This window comes from Haematobacter genomosp. 1, from assembly GCF_002196855.1.
GTDB lineage: Bacteria > Pseudomonadota > Alphaproteobacteria > Rhodobacterales > Rhodobacteraceae > Haematobacter.
This window is the reverse complement of record NZ_NIPW01000011.1, coordinates 81937-99453: the sequence shown is the minus strand read 5'-3', so window position 1 is coordinate 99453 and position 17517 is coordinate 81937. Positions and strand designations below refer to the sequence as shown.

At 67.1% G+C, this 17517-nt stretch carries 16 protein-coding genes; 11 read left to right on the top strand and 5 right to left on the bottom strand.

The genetic code is table 11. From position 1 onward, the window contains the following. The gene (locus CDV49_RS08680; RefSeq protein WP_035713720.1) at window positions 1–456 is read left to right on the top strand and encodes a universal stress protein; all 456 of its coding nucleotides are present in this window, start codon (window positions 1–3) and stop codon (window positions 454–456) included. A gap of 716 nt (window positions 457–1172) precedes the next feature. On the opposite strand, the gene CDV49_RS08675 is transcribed toward CDV49_RS08680, so the two are convergent. Then, window positions 1173–2825, bottom strand: a complete 1653-nt coding sequence (locus CDV49_RS08675; RefSeq protein ID WP_088215152.1) for an AMP-binding protein — start codon at window positions 2823–2825, stop codon at window positions 1173–1175. A gap of 158 nt (window positions 2826–2983) precedes the next feature. Here CDV49_RS08675 and CDV49_RS08670 point away from each other — a divergent pair, with 158 nt between their 5' ends. Continuing rightward, complete coding sequence (locus CDV49_RS08670) at window positions 2984–3535, top strand: HdeD family acid-resistance protein (RefSeq protein WP_088215151.1); 552 nt, start codon at window positions 2984–2986, stop codon at window positions 3533–3535. A 2-nt stretch (window positions 3536–3537) separates the two neighbouring features. Here the strand turns inward: CDV49_RS08670 and CDV49_RS08665 are convergent, their stop codons facing one another. Next, the gene (locus tag CDV49_RS08665; RefSeq protein WP_256947286.1) at window positions 3538–3972 is read right to left on the bottom strand and encodes a nucleoside deaminase; all 435 of its coding nucleotides are present in this window, start codon (window positions 3970–3972) and stop codon (window positions 3538–3540) included. 96 nt (window positions 3973–4068) lie between these two features. Here CDV49_RS08665 and CDV49_RS08660 point away from each other — a divergent pair, with 96 nt between their 5' ends. From CDV49_RS08660 to ptsP, 5 genes are all read left to right on the top strand, one after another. Then, on the top strand, window positions 4069–6051 hold the full coding sequence (locus tag CDV49_RS08660) for a pseudouridine synthase (protein ID WP_088215149.1): 1983 nt from the start codon (window positions 4069–4071) through the stop codon (window positions 6049–6051). A 222-nt stretch (window positions 6052–6273) separates the two neighbouring features. Beyond that, the gene (locus CDV49_RS08655; protein ID WP_088215148.1) at window positions 6274–7251 is read left to right on the top strand and encodes a threonine dehydratase; all 978 of its coding nucleotides are present in this window, start codon (window positions 6274–6276) and stop codon (window positions 7249–7251) included. 60 nt (window positions 7252–7311) lie between these two features. Next, window positions 7312–7728 carry a DUF1178 family protein gene (locus CDV49_RS08650; RefSeq protein ID WP_088215147.1) on the top strand — a complete coding sequence of 139 codons (417 nt, stop codon included), beginning with the start codon at window positions 7312–7314 and terminating at the stop codon, window positions 7726–7728. Between the two features lie 556 nt (window positions 7729–8284). After that, on the top strand, window positions 8285–9544 hold the full coding sequence (locus CDV49_RS08645; protein WP_035713737.1) for an aspartate kinase: 1260 nt from the start codon (window positions 8285–8287) through the stop codon (window positions 9542–9544). A 17-nt stretch (window positions 9545–9561) separates the two neighbouring features. Beyond that, the gene (gene ptsP, locus CDV49_RS08640; protein ID WP_088215146.1) at window positions 9562–11808 is read left to right on the top strand and encodes a phosphoenolpyruvate--protein phosphotransferase; all 2247 of its coding nucleotides are present in this window, start codon (window positions 9562–9564) and stop codon (window positions 11806–11808) included. Window positions 11809–11977: 169 nt separating this feature from the next. On the opposite strand, the gene CDV49_RS08635 is transcribed toward ptsP, so the two are convergent. After that, window positions 11978–12790: an EcsC family protein gene (locus CDV49_RS08635; RefSeq protein WP_088215145.1), complete on the bottom strand. Its 813-nt coding sequence runs from the start codon at window positions 12788–12790 to the stop codon at window positions 11978–11980. 43 nt (window positions 12791–12833) lie between these two features. Beyond that, on the bottom strand, window positions 12834–13337 hold the full coding sequence (locus tag CDV49_RS08630; RefSeq protein ID WP_088215144.1) for a GNAT family N-acetyltransferase: 504 nt from the start codon (window positions 13335–13337) through the stop codon (window positions 12834–12836). 94 nt (window positions 13338–13431) lie between these two features. Here CDV49_RS08630 and CDV49_RS08625 point away from each other — a divergent pair, with 94 nt between their 5' ends. The 4 genes from CDV49_RS08625 to CDV49_RS20145 all read left to right on the top strand — a co-directional run bounded on the left by CDV49_RS08625 (window position 13432) and on the right by CDV49_RS20145 (window position 16402). Next, window positions 13432–14040 (top strand): flavin reductase family protein, encoded by a 609-nt coding sequence (locus CDV49_RS08625; RefSeq protein ID WP_088215143.1) that lies wholly within the window; start codon window positions 13432–13434, stop codon window positions 14038–14040. Between the two features lie 75 nt (window positions 14041–14115). Next, window positions 14116–14763, top strand: a complete 648-nt coding sequence (locus CDV49_RS08620) for a ribonuclease HII (RefSeq protein ID WP_088215245.1) — start codon at window positions 14116–14118, stop codon at window positions 14761–14763. A gap of 92 nt (window positions 14764–14855) precedes the next feature. Continuing rightward, window positions 14856–15962, top strand: coding sequence for a site-specific DNA-methyltransferase (locus CDV49_RS08615; RefSeq protein ID WP_088215142.1), 1107 nt, complete (start codon window positions 14856–14858; stop codon window positions 15960–15962). A 140-nt stretch (window positions 15963–16102) separates the two neighbouring features. Next, a complete protein-coding gene (locus CDV49_RS20145; protein ID WP_143413144.1) occupies window positions 16103–16402 on the top strand; it encodes a DUF2218 domain-containing protein in 300 nt (99 codons plus the stop codon). Here CDV49_RS20145 and mutY read toward each other — a convergent pair. After that, window positions 16330–17460: an A/G-specific adenine glycosylase gene (gene mutY, locus CDV49_RS08605; protein WP_256947285.1), complete on the bottom strand. Its 1131-nt coding sequence runs from the start codon at window positions 17458–17460 to the stop codon at window positions 16330–16332. The genes CDV49_RS20145 and mutY overlap by 73 nt on opposite strands. Window positions 17461–17517: the final 57 nt, after the last annotated feature.

Here is a 17517-nt window from a genome sequence, read left to right as displayed (position 1 = left end):
ATGCGCAAGTTTCTGGTGGTGCTGGATGACACCAAGGAATGCCTCAACGCCATGCGGTTCGCCACGCTCCGCGCGGCGCATACCGGGGGGGGCGTGCAGGTCATCTCCATCATTCCGCCGGAGGAGTTCCAGCACTGGATGGGTGTGGCTGACATCATGCGGCAGGAAGCGCGCGACCGCATAGAGGCGCATTTCGAGGTTTTCGCCAAGTGGATGCGCGACAAGCACGGCGTGGATCCCGAACTGGTCATCCGCGAGGGCGAGCCGGTAACGGAGATCCTCGCGCAGGTGAAAGCCGACCCGGAAATCGGTATCCTCGTTCTGGGCGCGGGGGCGGAGAGCGCGGATCCCGGCCCGCTCGTCACGCAGATGTCCCGCAGTTCCGGCTCCCTGCCGATCCCGATCACCATCGTTCCGGGCGGCATGTCCAAGGAGCGGCTGGAAGAGGTGGCCTGACCGCTTCGCCGCAGGACGGTTTCGTCCCTCGGTGTTTTGTCACTCGGTGCTCCACCGCCCGGTTTCGTTCCTCGCCTCAGTGGCTTCATCACTCGGGGCTTCACCACTCGGGGCTTCGCCGCCCGGCGGCTTAATCATGTGGTGGCTTCGCCGCCCGGGGCTTCGCCGCCCGGCTGCTTCATCATGTGGTGGCCTCGTGCTTCCGTGCTTCGTCCCTCGGTGGCTTCGTCGTCTCGCGCCAGGGCGGGTTGACGGACTTCCCACCCCTTGCGGCCCCCGCGCGGCACCCTTGCAGACCCCGCGCGGCCACGGCCACCCTGCGCTTTGGCGCTGTGTTCGCTTCCGCGAAATGGCCCCGCATCGCAGCGGTCATGGGTTTTGCAATGGCCGTTGATCGGGCGGGGCCGTCCGCCACAGCCAGCCAGCGCGGTTACCCGTTATCCATGCGAGAGCTTTCACCTGTCGCACGGTTTTCTGGACGCCGGGAGCCCAAGGGGCGGACCGGCACTGACCACGCCAACAGACGGATGAAAATGGCTTTCGGCAGACCTTGCGAAGAACGCCCACCCAAGCAGGCCGCAAATCCGGGACGTCCCGGCCCCCGGACCTGATTTCCCGGATCTGCACGGGCGCGATCCCAGACTTTTCCGCAGCCCGCCCTTCGGCAGCGTGGTGGGTTGGCGCCGGCCGGACCGGCGCCCCCTGCATCCGTCCCGTCAGGCGACGGCGGTCGTCGCCCGCTCCACTTCCTGCTTGCGCAGGAGGAAGCGCTGGATCTTCCCGCTCGGCGTCTTGGGGAGATCGTCCACGAACTCGATTTCCCGCGGGAAGGCATGGGCGGACAGCCGTTTGCGCACATGCTGCTGAAGTTCCTCGGCCAGCGCGCGGCTCGCCTCGAACTTCGGGCTGAGGACGACGAAAGCCTTGATGAGCTCCGTCCGCTCCGGGTCGGGCTTGCCCACCACGGCAGCTTCCACCACGGAGGGATGCTCGATCAGCGCGCTTTCCACATCGAACGGCCCCACACGGTAGCCGGAGGTAGTGATGACGTCATCCGCGCGGCCCACGAAACTGATCGTGCCGTCCTCGTTCAGTTCGACCGTATCGCCCGTCAGGTAATATTTCCCCTTGAACGCCTTGGTTTCCTGCTGGTGATAGCCGCCGAACCAGAACATCGGCGAGGCTTCGCGATCCATCGCCAGAATCCCCGGCTGCCCGGCCCCCAGCTCCTCCAGCGTCTCGGGGTTCACCACGACGAGCCGGTGCCCCGGCATCGCGAAACCCGCCGAGCCGAGCCGCACCTCATGCGACAGCCCGTGGAAGTTGCAGAGCACCATGCCGAGTTCGGTCTGCCCGTAGTGGTCATGGATGACGGTCTCCAGCTCGCTCGCGCACCAGCGGATGACCTCGGGCGTCAGCGGCTCACCCGCGCTGGAGATGGCGCGGACCTTGCCCTTCAGCGCCGGGCCGACACGGTCCCGCGCGGCGAGCAGCATGCGGTAGGCGGTGGGCGAGCCAGCCAGCACATCCACCTCCCGCCGCTCGATCACGCCGATGGTGCTCTCCACCGTGAAACCCCCCTCATAGAAGGTCGTCGGATGGCCCATGCAGAGCGGGCCGGAGAGAGCGTAGTAAAGCCCGTAGGCCCAGCCGGGATCGGCGACGTTCCAGAAGGAATCGCTGTCTTCCAATCCGATGGCCAGCCGCATGTACTGCGTAAAGGGCACCAGCGCCTTCAGCGGCACGAAGAGCGCCTTCGCAAGCCCGGTGGTGCCGGAGGTGAACATCATCAGGAAGGGATCGTCGCCGTTCCGCATGACGGGCGCGAAGGTATCGGGCTGAAGCGCCATCTCCGCCCAGAAGCTGTAGTCGCCCCGGCGGATACCCTCTCCCCTCGGGCCGCCCACCGTCACCACCGGCGGCAGCCCTTCGACGCCCTCCAGCTTGTGGCGGTTGGTGGGATCCGTCACGATCACCTTCGCCTCGGAAGTGGCAAGCCGGTGCTCGATCGCCTTGGAGCCGAAGGCGGTGAACAGCGGCACATAGACCGCGCCCGCCCGCCAAGTTCCCAGCAGCACGACAAGCAGTTCCGGCGTGCGCGGCAGAAGGCAGGCGACCCGGTCCCCCGGCTGCACGCCCTGCGCTTTCAGAAAGCCCGCAAAGCGCGCCGCCTGCTTGCGAAGCTCTGCAAACGTATGGGTGGAGGAGGTGCCGTCCCGCCCTTCGTAGAACAGCGCGATCCGCCCGGGAAGCGCGTGCCGGTCGCAGCATTCCACGCAGGCGTTCATGGCATCGAGCGTGCCCGAAAGCGTCTCCCGCACCAACGTATCATAGTCGAAGGTGGCGGTGGCCTCCTGATGGGTCTGCATGACTTTCCTCCCTTGGCCGCCAGGGCAAGGCGGCCTTCTCCCGCGAAAATTGTAGAAGCGGCGCGGCTGGCCTGCAAGTGGCGGTCAAATTAACTTGATTTGGGGGGCCAGCCCGCCTGATGACTCTAGGTCTACCGCTTTTCAACGAGGTTGAAATCATGACACTCTCATCCGAAGCTGACGACCGCGACGCCATCCGAAAAAATTGGGGATGGTTCCTGGCTCTTGGTGTGCTGGTGCTTGTTTTCGGTATTATTGCTGCCGGTAATCTTTTTGTCGCTACTATCGCTTCCACTTACCTGATCGGGATTCTGATGATCGTCGCGGCCATCGCGCAGATCGTTCAGGCGTTTTCCGTTCCGGGATGGGGAGGCAAGATCTTTGCCGTTATCGCCGCTGCTCTCTACGGATTTGCCGGGTATTTCGCATTCTCTCAACCGCTTGCGGCAACGGCGACCCTGACGCTCGCCCTTGGCGCTCTCCTGCTGGCCTCAGGCGTGATCCGGGTCTTCATGGCCTTCAAGGAACGGCCCCTTGCCGGCTGGGGCTGGATGCTGTTCGGTGCCGTGGTAACAGCCATCGCGGGCCTGCTGATCCTCTCCGGCTGGCCGGGAAACAGTGTCTGGGTGCTGGGCATGGTACTTGCCGTGGACCTGATCGCCTCCGGGATCAGCTACATCATGCTGGCACTCGGTCTGAAGGACGTCTGACGTCACCCGCGCCGGCCGAGGAAGAACGCTTTCAGCAGCCGTTCCGCCTCGCCCGCGCCGATGCCGTCATAGACTTCGGGAACATGATGGCTCTGGGAATGCGCAAAGATGCGCGGACCCTGCGCGATACCGCCGGACTTCGGATCGCCGGCTCCATAGTAGAGCCGCGCGATCCGGGCCTGCGAGATGGCGGAAGCACACATCGGGCACGGCTCCAGCGTGACATAAAGGTCATGCCCCGGCAGCCGCTCGGACCCGAGCGCCGCACAGGCGGAGCGGATGGCGAGTATCTCCGCATGGCCCGTCGGATCGGCCAGTTCACGCGTCCGGTTGCCCGCACGGGCGACGATCCGCCCCGCCGGATCGACCAGCACCGCGCCCACGGGAACCTCCCCCCGGAGGGATGCTGCCTCTGCTTCGGCGAGAGCTATATCCATATGGCTGCGGAACGGAGACATGCGCCTAGGTGAAACCTTTCGTGCGGCGGTGCAAGCCCGCTTCCGCTGAGGCGGCTTTGGATGTAAGGCGACGCGATGACACAGGAACAAAAGACGGGCGAGCGCATCGCCAAGGTTCTGGCGCGGGCGGGGATCGCCTCCCGCCGGGACGCAGAGCGGCTGATCGCCGCGGGAGCCGTAACGGTGAACGGGCGGGTGATAGACTCGCCCGCGCTCGACGTCACGCCGAAGGACCGGATCACGGTGGAGGGTCGCCCCCTTCCCGCCGCCGAGCCGCCGCGGCTATGGCTCTATTACAAGCCCATCGGGCTCGTCACCACCGAGCGGGACGAAAAGGGCCGCGAGACGGTTTTCGAGAACATGCCGGAGGAGTTGCCGCGTGTGCTCTCCGTCGGGCGTCTCGACCTCAACTCCGAGGGTCTGCTGCTGCTCACCAACGACGGTGAGATCAAGCGGCGGCTGGAACTGCCCTCCACCGGCTGGCTCCGCCGCTACCGCGTCCGGGTGAACGGCCGGCCGGAGGACAGCGTGCTGGACCCGCTCCGCAAGGGGATCGAGGTCGAGGGCGAGCGGTTTCAGCCGATGCAGGTCGTGCTCGACCGTCAGCAGGGGGCGAACGCCTGGCTGACCGTCGGGCTACGGGAGGGAAAGAACCGCGAAGTCCGCCGCGCGATGGAGGCGGTAGGCCTTGCCGTGAACCGGCTCATCCGGGTGAGCTACGGTCCCTTCAAGCTTGAGGATCTGGAGCCGGGAGAGGTGCGGGAGGTCCGCTCGCGCGTTCTTCGCGACCAACTCGGCCTGAAGCCGGAGCCGGAACAGACCGTCGCCATCACCCGCAGGCTCGGCACGAAGGCGGAGAAGGACAGCCCCCCCGGCAAACCACGCAAGCTCTCCTCCGGGCCGCGCGACATGACGGGCGCGACCGACCCCTCGCGCTCGCTCCGCGTGACGAAGCCGATGCCGCTCCGCTCGGAAAACGTCCGGCCCCAGCGGGGCGAGGGCGGCAAGCCGCGCGAGCGTAGCGGGGGCGACGCCCCGCCCCGCCCCCTCCGCAGCGATGCGCCGAAACCCGCCCGTTCGGCCTGGGGTGAGGACAAGCCGCGCAAGCCGCGCGCAAATGCCTCCGCGGATCGCGGCTTCGCCTCCGACACGCCGCGCAAACCGCGGTCCGAAGGCTTCCGCAGCCATGGCGGCGGCGAGGGCAAGCCCCGCTCCGAGGGTTTCCGCAGCCATCGCGATGCATCGCGCGACGATCGTGGGACTTCCCGCGATTTTCCGCGTGATGAGGACAGGCCGCGCCGCGAAGGCGGTGACAGGCCGCGCCCGCACGGCGACGACCGCAAACCCCGGAGCGGCGGGTTCTCCCGCGACAATGCCAAAGGCACGGGCGAACGCGGCAGCAAATTCGGCGCGAAGCCCCGTGCGGAAGGCTTCCGCAGCCACAGCCGGAATGAAGAAGGTGCAGAGCGGCCGCGGTCAGGGGAAGGTGGACGGTTCGGGTCCGGGGAAGGTGGGCGGAGCGGCAAGCCACGCTTCGAAGGGCGCCGCGAGGATTCCGACAGGCCCCGCGCAGGCGGCCCGAAACCGGCAGGCAAGGGCTTTGGCCCGCGTAGCGGCTCGGGTGAGGAGCGCGGCGAACGCGGCCCTCGGTCCGGCTTCGGCAAGACGCCTTCGCGCGCGGGCTCCGAAAGTGAGCGCGGGCAGCGCTCGGGGTTCGGCAAGAGCAGCTCCGAAAAGTCCGGCAACCGGAGCTTCGGCAAGGGCGACGGTGAACGCTCCGGCGGCTTCGGCGGAAGCCGAGGCAGTAGCGGCGGCGGACGGAGTGAGGGCGGACGGAGTGGCGGTGAGCGGAGTGGCGACGGGGAGCGGGGGTTCGGCAAGGGCCGCGCCGCTTCCGGTGAAAGCCGCTTCGACAAAGGCCCCCGCCCTTCGCGCGGTGGCACGGATCGCCCGGGTGCGGATCGCCGTGGCCCGGATCGGGGAGAACGTGGCGGGCCTGATCGCAGCGGCCCCGGCAGCCGCCCCCGTGGGCCGAAGGGTCCGCGCCGGGGCGAATAAGGCCGCGAACACGTCTGGCGACGGAGAGCCTTCGGGCTCCCGGTCGTCTACGGGGCAGGTCTGGTGACGGAGAGCCCTCAGCCTCCCGTTGCGCTGTCGGAACACCGCCTGTGCCTATCGCCCGCGACAGGAGGGGCGGCACGCCATCTGCCCGACCTGTCTTGACGCGAGGCGGCGCTCCCGCGATCTTCGGGGAAAGGCGGCGGGAGGGGAAAGTCACGGATGTCTGAACGCTTCACCCGCGAAGAACTGCTGGAAGCTGCGGCGCTTGTGCAGCGTCAGCTTTCTCCCACCCCGCAGATCGGCTGGCCCCTTCTGTCGCAGGCGACCGGCGTGGAGGTCGTGGTCAAGCATGAAAACCACCTGCCGACCGGCGCCTTCAAGGTCAGGGGCGGCATCACTTACGTGGACTGGTTGCGCCGCACCCAGCCCACCGTGCCGGGTCTTTGCACCGCGACGCGCGGAAACCATGGCCAGAGTCAGGCCCGCGCCGCGACAGCGGCCGGCCTGCGGGCGCTGATCTACGTCCCGCACGGCAATTCACGCGAAAAGAATGCCGCCATGCGAGCCTATGGCGCGGAAGTGGTGGAGTTCGGACGGGATTTTGACGAGGCGCGGGAGGAAGCCTATCGCGTGGCCGCGCGCGACGGGTTGGCGGTCGTGCCGCCCTTTCACAGGGAGCTGGTGCGCGGCGTGGCCACGGCGGGGCTTGAGTTGCTGACGGCCTGCCCCGACCTGCACACCGTCTATGTTCCCATCGGCGCAGGCTCGGGCATCGCCGGGATGATCGCGGCGCGGGATGCACTCGGCCTTGGCACGCGGATCGTCGGCGTGGTCGCCGCGGGCGCGCCCACGGTGAAACTGTCGCTGGATGCCGGCAGGCCGGTGGCGACCAACCGGGCAGAGACGATGGCAGACGGACTTGCAGTGCGGGTTCCCGTCCCCGAGGCGCTGGCCATCATCGCGGAAGGCGCGGAGAGGGTCGTGTCCGTGACGGATGACGAAATCGCGCAAGCGATGCGGCTTTACTTCCGCACGATCCATTCCGTCGCCGAGGGGGCGGGCGCCGCGCCGCTGGCCGCGTTGCTTGCGGAGCGGGAGCGGATGGCAGGGCACCGCGTGGGAGTGGTCCTGTCGGGCGGAAATGTGGACAGCGACCGCTTCGCCACGATTCTCGCAGGCAGCGTTCCACCACCCTGAGGCGGCTTGATTTCGCCGCTGGAATCCATAGGTGTGACAGGTTCACGACGGAATGACCCCATGATCCGCTACACGCTGAAATGCGACCGGGACCATGCCTTTGAAAGCTGGTTCCAGTCCGCCGGAGCCTTTGATGCCCTGGAAAAGGCGGGGCAGCTCGCTTGCCCGAGCTGTGGGTCGTCCACGATCGGCAAGGCGCTGATGGCCCCCGCCGTGAAACCGGCGGAGCAGGAGGCCCGTCCCCTCACCCCGCAGACGGAGCAGGAGAAACTTCTGGCGGAGGTTCGGCGGCATCTGGAGGAGAACTCCGAATATGTCGGCATGAATTTTGCGAGCGAAGCACGTGCCATCCACGCGGGCGATGCGCCGGATCGCGCGATCTATGGTGAGGCACGGGCCGACGAGGCGCGCAGCCTGATCGAAGACGGCGTGCCCGTGGCCCCCCTGCCCTTCCTGCCCACGCGCAAGGCCAACTGACCCGGGGCCGGAGCAACGGCAACCTGCAAGACGCCATCGGGCTCGCAGGGAGCCCAGCCATCAAGCAAGTCATCGGCCAATCCCGGAGCGCGCCCCTGTCCTTCCTGCCCAAGCGTAAGACCAACTGACGCCGGTCCGAAGCCACCGGAACAAGACCCACGAGCACGACGACCTGCGTCGGGCTCGCAGGGAGCCAAGCCATCGGGCAAGTTAGGCAGTCCCCCGGCTCCACACCTGGCAGAGACGCGATCCTGCCCCGGCTGCAAGGATCGCCACGTTTGGCAACGGCAACGGCAACGGCAACGGCAACGGCAACGGCAAGGTCTGGCAAGGCGGGAAACCGGACACCATCGGAATCTCGCGCCAGTGGCTGTCATTGCCTGACCGCCGGGAAGGAAACCGTGCCGGAGAAGGCCCGCAGCGACTTTCGCCCGCCTTTGCAGAAGGGCCGATGGATCGCAGCGCAGGCTCCTCCCCCCAATGGTCCCTTGCCCTTGCTCCGCCGCTCACTTATGACCCCCGGCTGACGGGCGCGGGAAGACGAACGGGGGGCAGGATGCCGCTTCTGGTGATGAAATTCGGGGGAACCTCGGTCGCGGATCTCGCGCGGATCAGGAATGCCGCCGAAAAGGTCAAGCGCGAGGTGGAGCGGGGCTATGACGTGATCGTCATCGTCTCCGCCATGTCGGGCAAGACCAACGAGCTGGTCGGCTGGGTGGAGCAGACCTCCCCGCTGTTCGACGCGCGGGAATACGACGCCGTCGTCTCCTCCGGCGAGAACGTGACGGCGGGCCTGATGGCGCTGACGCTGCAGGAGATGGACGTTCCGGCACGCTCCTGGCAGGGCTGGCAGGTGCCGATCAACACGACCTCCGCCCATTCCGCCGCACGGTTCGTGGACATTCCGCGCCGCAACATCGACCAGAAATTCGCCGAAGGCATGAAGGTCGCCGTGGTCGCGGGTTTTCAGGGGCTGTCGCCCGAAGGGCGGATCACCACGCTGGGCCGGGGCGGCTCCGACACGACCGCCGTTGCCTTTGCCGCGGCCTTCGACGCGGAGCGCTGCGACATCTATACCGATGTGGACGGGATCTACACGACCGACCCGCGGATCACGTCCAAGGCACGCAAGCTCGACAGGATCGCGTTCGAGGAGATGCTGGAGCTCGCCTCGCTCGGCGCGAAGGTGCTCCAGACCCGTTCGGTCGAACTGGCGATGCGCTACAAGGTGAAGCTGCGGGTGCTCTCCAGCTTCGAGGATACTGACGAAAACTCCGGCACCCTGGTCTGCGACGAGGAGGATATCATGGAATCGCAAGTCGTCTCTGGCGTGGCCTACAGCCGCGACGAAGCCAAGATCACCCTCTTCACCATCGAGGACCGCCCCGGCATCGCCGCAGCGATCTTCGGCCCGCTGGCGGATGCGGGGGTGAACGTGGACATGATCGTTCAGAACATCTCCGAAAAGGACTATGACGAGGCGCATCCGGGCGCGGTTACCGACATGACCTTCTCCGTCCCGGTGAACCAGGTCGCACGGGCGCGCAAGGCGATGGAGGATGCCCAGACGAGCAGCCTCATCAACTACGACGAACTCATCATCGACGACGAGGTGGCCAAGGTCTCCGTCGTCGGCATCGGGATGCGGAGCCATGCGGGCGTGGCGGCGAAGATGTTCGAGGCGCTGTCGGCGCATGGCGTGAACATCAAGGTCATCTCCACCTCCGAGATCAAGATTTCGGTGCTTATCGACCGGAAATACATGGAACTTGCGGTTCAGGCGCTGCATGATGCCTTCGAGCTGGAAAAGGCCTGAGCCGCGACCGGAGTGCGATGCCCGACCTGAGCGAGAGTGATAGCCGCAAGCTGTTGCGGCGCCTTCGCGATACCCTGGCGCTTCCTGCGGCGGGGCAGGAACGGCTGGACCGGGTGACGAGCCTCATCGCCTCCTCCCTCAAGACGGAGGTCTGCTCGGTCTATCTCTTCCGGGATGACGACACGCTGGAGCTTTGCGCCACGCAGGGCCTCCGCCCGGAAGCGGTTCACCAGACGCGGATGCGCCTTGGCGAAGGGCTGGTCGGCCGCGTCGCCAAGACGGGCAAGTTCATCAACACCGCCAATGCGCCCGCCGAGAAGGGCTTCCGCTACATGCCGGAGACGGGGGAGGAGATCTACTCCTCCTTCCTCGGCGTCCCGCTGCAACGGCTGGGCGACCGGCTGGGCGTGCTGGTCGTGCAGTCGAAACGCGCGCGCGAATTCTCGGAGGATGAGCTCTACGCGCTGGAAGTCGTGGCGATGGTTCTGGCCGAGATGTCCGAACTCGGCGCCTTCATCGGTGAGGGGGAGGCGCTTCAGGCCCCGCATCAGGGGCCTGAAGTGTTCCGCGGCGCCACCGGGCAGGAAGGCGCGGCCGAGGGGCGGGTTTGGCTTCACGAACCCCGCGTGGTCATCACCAACCCGGTCAATGACGATCCCCGCAGGGAAAAGGCCCGCCTGCGTGCCGGGGTGGAGCGGCTGTCTGCAGATGTGGACCGGATGATGCAGGCCATCGGCGCGGCGGACAAGGAACAGCAGCAGGTGCTGGAGGCCTATCGCCTCTTTGCCAATTCCCGCGGCTGGCGGCGCCGGATGGAGGAGGACATCGACCGCGGCCTTTCCGCCGAGGCCGCGGTGGAGAAGGAGCAATCCACCATCCGCGCGCGGCTCCAGCAGTCGCAGGACCAGTATCTGCGCGAGCGGCTGGACGATATAGACGACCTCTCCAACCGGCTTTTGCGCATCCTGACCGGACAGGGACAGGAGACCGGCGCCGAGATGCCGGAAAACCCGGTGCTCATCGCGCGCAACATCGGGCCGGGCGAGCTGCTGGAATATGACCGCAAGCTGAGAGCGGTCGTGCTGGAAGAAGGCTCGGTCGGCAGCCATGCCGCCATCGTCGCGCGCGCGTGGGGCATCCCGCTCGTCATCCGCGCCGAAGGCATCGTCACGGAGGCGCTGAACGGCGACCCGATCCTTGTGGACGGAGACTCGGGCGTGGTCCACCTCCGCCCGGAGGAGACGATCGCCGCCGCCTTCCGTGACAAGATCGCCATGCAGGCAAAGGCGCTCGAACGCTATGCCGACCTGCGCCCCCTGCCCGCGCTGACCAAGGATGGCAGGCGGATCGCACTGCACATGAATGCGGGTCTGATGGCCGACCTGCCCTCCCTCACCCATTCCGGCGCCGAAGGGGTGGGGCTGTTCCGCACGGAGTTGCAGTTCCTGATCCGCAGCCATGTGCCGGGACGGGAGCAACTGGCCCGGCTCTACTCCCGCGTGATGGATGCGGCGAAGGGCAAGCGCGTGGTGTTCCGCACGCTCGACATCGGGTCTGACAAGGTACTGCCCTACATGAAGCCGCAGGACGAGCCGAACCCCGCGCTCGGCTGGCGGGCGATCCGTGTCGGGCTGGACAAGCCGGGCGTGCTCAGGATGCAGTTGCAGGCGCTGATCCGCGCGGCGGCGGGGCGTCCGCTCAGCATCATGTTCCCCTTCATCGCGGATCCGCGCGAATTCTATGAAGCGCGCGAGCTTCTGATGCGGGAGATGGCGCGAGAGGCGCGGCTGAACCGCGTCCTGCCCGCGCGGCTGGAAATCGGCGCGATGCTGGAAACACCGAGCCTCGCCTTCGCCCCACGGCAATTCTTCGAGCAGGTGGATTTCCTGTCCATCGGCGGCAATGACCTGAAGCAGTTCTTCTTCGCCGCCGACCGGGAGAATGAGCGGGTGCGTCGCCGCTATGACACGCTGTCCAGCGAGTTTCTCGGGTTCATCGCCCGGATCGTGGAGCGCTGCCGCGAGATCGACACACCGCTGTCCTTCTGCGGTGAGGATGCGGGACGGCCGGTGGAGGCTGCGTGCCTCGCCGCCATGGGGCTGGACATGCTGTCCATGCGCCCCGCCTCCATCGGGCCGGTGAAGCATCTGCTGCGCCGCACCAACCTCACCGACCTCGCCGGTGTGATCGCAGAGGCGCAGGCGGAGGGCGCGCAGAGCGTGCGGCCCATGGTGATGAGCTACCTTGCCGGGCTGAAGGACTAGCACGGGGCGGGAGGTGCCCTGTCGCTGAAATGCTGCTTGGGGGGAGCCGCCCGCGGAGCGAGCGGCCTGTGCGGCCATCCCCAGATTGTTGAGCCGCCGCTTTCGGGGCCAGCGCCCCCAAGATCCCCGCCACCTGCCGGTCACTGGAGGCAAACCTCCCCGCGACCCGTCAGGATAGCCGCTTCGGCTCCATCGCGGCGGCAAACGCGGCGGCGACCGCCACCGGGTCGTTGTCCCGTGCAAGACGTTTCAGGCCAAAGCGCACGCGGGCCATCTCCTGATAATAACCGACAAAGGCGAAGTTGATCGAAGCGCCCGCCGCAGCCCCGATCAGCGGCACGCTCTGCGCCGCGATCTTCTGGCCGAGCACCACGGAGAACGGGGCCGCCGCGCTGGCGATGAGGCGCTGCACCGTCGGCCCCGTGATGGTGAACCGCGCGGTGAGAAATGCGGTATTCACACCGTCATCGAGCTTCAGCGGCCCGCCGCTGGCGAACACCTGAAGACAGTCGAGCAGCGTGCGCTCATCGCCGGGATCGAAGCCGTTCTCCGCCGCGATCCTCTGCAGGCCCCGGAAGATCACGGTGATGGTGACGGGCAGTTCCATGATGGACGTGCCGATGCCGCCCATGCCACCCACCGCACCGGAAAGCGTCGCAGCCGCCCGGTGGGCGCCCGCCCCGAACGGACCCTTTCCGCCGCCGGTGCGCGCGGCAAGCCTGTAGGCGCGCTCCAACCCCTTGCGGGTGATCTTTTCGATGCGATCCTTCACCCCGTCGGGAAGGCGTTCCAGCCCGTTCTCCACCACGCCGCCAGCTGCGTTGACGAGGCTCAGGAGGAGCGAACCCGCCTCCTGCTGGCGGCGAGCCAGCGCCTCGATCTCCGCCTTCACATGCGGGGGGAGATCATAAATGCGATCCCCCGGAAGGTCTTCCACGGGAGAGGCGGATTTCACGGTGTCATCGTCGCGCGCGTGTGTCATGGCTGGGAATCTGGCCCGCCGCCGCCCCGCTTTCAAGGGCGGATCACTCGGGAATGACGGGGCCTTCATGCCGCGTGACTTCTCCGCCGACGCCGTTCCAGCCGCCGGGTGCGAGGTCAAAGCCCAGCACGCGCTCCGGGTTGGTCGGGGGCGGCATCACCACATCGGCGCGGCGGGAAAAGCCGAAACGGCGGTAATAGGGCGCGTCCCCCACCAGCAGAATGCGGCTCCAGCCCATGCGGCGCGCCTCGCCCATGCTCTCGCGCATCAGAAACCCGCCCAATCCCTCCGATTGCCGCGTGGGGTGGACCGCGACGGGGCCAAGCAGCAGCGTCGGGCGCCCGCCCACCAGCACCGGCCAGTAGCGGATCGCGGCCGATACGTTCTCCACCTCGTCCCGCAGCAACAGGCAGAGCGGCGCCACCGGCTGAACCCCGTCGCGCAGCCGGTAGGAGGACAGCGCCGTCCGCCCCGGCGCGAAGCACAGGTCATAGAGCGCTTCCACCTCCCACAGATCGTCCGGGGTTTCCTCCGTCAGCCTGAACATGCGCGCTGCCCCTTCCCGCCGCCCGCCGATTTCGGGCTGGCAATCGTTTACCGACGCTCTAGGAAGGATCCACGCTGAACGCAACGGAGACTCTATGTTCTATACCCCCGCCGAAGGCCATGGCCTGCCGCATAATCCGTTGAACGCCATCGTCACCCCGCGCCCGATCGGCTGGATTTCCACCCGTGGCGCAGACGGGTCCGAGAACCTCGCGCCTTATTCGTTCTTCAACCTCGTGGCCTATGTCCCCCCGCAGGTCATGTTCGCCTCCACCGGCCGCAAGCCCGACCGGGAGGAAGGCAAGGACACGCTGTCCAACATCCGCGAAACCGGTGTCTTTTGTGTGAACATCACCGGCGAGGCGCAGCTCGACGCCGTCAGCGCCTCCTCCGCCGCCTTCGGGCGTGAGGTGGACGAATTCGCCGCGACCGGCGTCGCGCGGGAGGATTGCGTGACGATCCCCTGTTCCCGCGTGGTCGGCACGCCCGCGACGCTGGAATGCCGGATGACGGAGATCGTGCCCCTCCGCGGCCAGAACAACTTTCTGGTTCTGGGCGAGGTGACGGGCATCCACCTGAACGACGCCTGCCTGATCGACGGACGTTTCTCGCCCGAGGTGTTCCATCCCCTCGCCCGCATGGGCTATCGCGATTACGCCGTGGTGCGGGAAGTGTTCGAGAAACTCCGGCCCGGCGAGAGCTGAAAACGTCGGAAACGCGGGCCGCAGTGCGCCCATCCGGGCTTGCACAGCCGGCGCGCTTGGGTCTTTCTGGCGCGCATGGATGGCGCTGACGAATCCCTCCCGCATTTCCGGCTTGAACTCCGCCTCATCGCGCAGGGCACCTTGCGTGTCGCGGGCGTGGACGAGGTCGGGCGCGGGCCGCTCTGCGGGCCGGTGACGGCAGCCGCCGTGCGCCTCCGGCCCGATTGCATTCCGCCGGGGCTGAACGACTCCAAGAAGTTGACGCGGGACAAGCGGGAGGAGCTGGCCCTCCGCATCATCGACTGCGCCGACGTGGCCATCGCCCATGCGACGGTGGAGGAGATCGACACCCACAACATCCTTCGCGCCAGCCACATCGCGATGTGCCGGGCGCTGGCGGCCCTGCCGGGCGGCTGTGATCACGCCCTGATCGACGGCAACATGCTGCCCCGCGACCTTGCCGTCCGGGGGGAGGCGATCATCGGCGGCGATGCGATATCGCTCTCCATCGCCGCGGCCTCCATCGTGGCAAAGGTGGAGCGGGACAGGATCATGGTGGATTTGGCGCAACAGCATCCGGGCTATGGATGGGAAAGAAACGCCGGATACTCCACTGCCGCGCATCTGGAGGCGCTCCGAACACTGGGGCCGACCCCACATCATCGGCGTTCCTTCAGGCCCGTCCACAACATCCTGTATCAAGACCTTTCAGCAACGCCTTGACTCAATAAACAAATTGACGGCGATTCGCTGATTCGCCATTTTTTGCCTAACGGAACGGCCCCAAGAAGGCCGTCGTACAAGAGGCAAGAGTAATGACGAAGACCGCCAGCCGACAGGCCGCCAGCCTGCCGCTCAATGAGATCATCGCCGGGGACTGCATCGAGGCGATGAATGCCCTCCCCGCAGGGTCCATTGATCTGGTCTTTGCCGATCCGCCCTACAACCTGCAACTCCGCGGCGACCTGCACCGGCCCGACAACAGCCGCGTCGATGCGGTGGACGACGCCTGGGACAAGTTCTCCAGTTTCGAGACCTACGACCGTTTCACGCGGGAGTGGCTCTCCGCCGCCCGGCGGTTGCTGAAGCCCAACGGGTCGATCTGGGTCATCGGCTCCTATCACAACATCTTCCGCGTCGGCACCGCCCTTCAGGATGCCGGGTACTGGGTGCTGAACGATGTCGTCTGGCGCAAGACGAACCCGATGCCGAACTTCCGCGGCAAACGCTTCACCAATGCCCATGAGACGCTGATCTGGGCGTCCCGGTCGGAAGGCGCGAAATACACGTTCAATTACGAGGCGCTGAAGGCGCTGAACGAAGGCGTCCAGATGCGGTCGGACTGGGTCATCCCGATCTGCACCGGCGGCGAGCGGCTGAAGGACGATACCGGTGCCAAGGCCCACCCCACGCAGAAGCCGGAGGCGCTGCTCCACCGGGTGCTGATCGGCACGACCAATCCCGGCGATGTGGTGCTGGACCCGTTCTTCGGCACCGGCACGACGGGCGCCGTGGCAAAGATGCTGGGGCGCGATTTCATCGGCATCGAGCGGGAGGCCGCCTATATCGAAGCGGCGAAGGCGCGGCTCGACCGCGTCCGCCCGCTGGAAAGCGCCGCGCTGGAAGTGTCCGGCTCCAAGCGGGCGGAACCGCGTGTGCCCTTCGGGCAACTGGTGGAGCGCGGCATGCTCCGCCCGGGCGAACAGCTCTATTCGGCGAACGGCCGTTCGGCCAAGGTGAGGGCAGATGGCACCCTCATTGGAAACGATGTGAAAGGCTCGATCCATCAGGTCGGCGCGGCGCTGGAAGGCGCGCCCTCCTGCAACGGTTGGACCTACTGGCACTTCAAGCGCGAAGGCCAGATGATCCCGATCGACCTCCTTCGCCAGCAGATCCGCGCGGAGATGATCAGCGACCGCTGACCCTCCGTCCCCTGTCGCCAGTGCCGCCGGCGGACCGATCGCCGTGGCACAACTGCCCCGCCATGCTGCCATGGCGGGGTCTTTTCATTGACCCTCCGCCTTCCCATGTCTGAACTCTCACCGGTCGGGAGAGATCAGCCATGTTCACCGCAACAACCTATTTCAGCCTGCCGCGCGCCGCGGAACGCCTGCCGGAAATCGCCATGCTGTTCGCCGGAGCCGGAGAGGTCAGCCATGACCGCAGCCGCGCCGATGCCCTGATGCCCTTCGGACACCTGACCTTCCGCGCTGCCGAAGGGGGGCTGGATGTCGCCCTCGTCTCGCCTGACCCGCGCGCGCTGGCGCAGGGGCGAAAGATGGTGGAGCATCACTTGCGCCGGGTTGTCTTTCCGCTCCGGTTCGAGGGGCTCGCCTGGACCTCTCCCGTGGCGCTTGCCTGAGCCGCGCGGATCAGGTCATAGGCCTTGCGCATCACCGTGGGCAGATGCGCGGGGCTGAGCAGCATGAAGCGCCCGCGCATCGGCTCCGTCGCCTCGGGCAGGTCCGCCACGCGCAGGGAGAGGCGCAGGTGGAAATGCGTGAAGGTATGCAGCACCTCTCCGCCGGGATCGCGCCATTCCGCAGCGATAGGGGGCGCGTCCTGCGGCTCCTCCACCGTCCAGTCCGTGCCGGGAAACCCCAGCATACCGCCCAGCAGCCCGCTTTCCGGCCGGGTCTCCAGAAGCCATGCTCCGTCCGCCCGCCGTGCGAGATAGAGTATACCCCGCCGCACCGGCTTTGCCGCTTTCGGCAGCTTGCGCGGCAGTTCTGCCTGCACCCCCTCCGCACGGGCCACGCATGGCTCCCGCCACGGGCAGATGCCGCAGGCAGGGCTTCGCGGAGTGCAGATCGTGGCGCCCAGATCCATCACCGCCTGGGCATAGTCACCCGGTCGCTTCCCCGGTGTGAGCCGCGCGGCCAGCGCCGTCAGCTCGGGCTTCGCGAGGGGCAGCGGCGTCTCCACCCGGAACAGCCGCGCCATCACCCGCTCCACATTGCCGTCCACCACCACCTCCGGCGCGTCGAATGCGATGGAGGCGACGGCGGCAGCGGTATAGGGGCCGACACCCGGAAGCGTCAGAAGGCCCTCCCGCGTTTCGGGGAAGCGTCCGCCATGCTCCGCCACGACGGCCCGCGCGCCCTTCAGCAGGTTCCGGGCGCGGGCGTAGTAGCCAAGCCCCGCCCATTCCGCCATCACCGCCGCATCCTCCGCCGCCGCCAGCGCGGCAACATCCGGCCAGCGGTCGGTGAAGCGCCGAAAGTAGTCGCGCACGGCCACCACTGTCGTCTGCTGGAGCATCACCTCGGACAGCCAGATGCGATAGGGATCGGGCCGGACGCCTGCCTTCCTCTCGGCCGGTCCGATGCGCCAGGGCATGACGCGGGCATGACGGTCATACCACTCCAGAAGCGCTGCCGAGAGATCGCTTGATGTCCAGTCCTGTCTCACGTCACGCAAAATTCCGTCAACTCCGTCGCTTCCACTGGTGCGTCGCTGCTTCGCTGCCTTAGAATA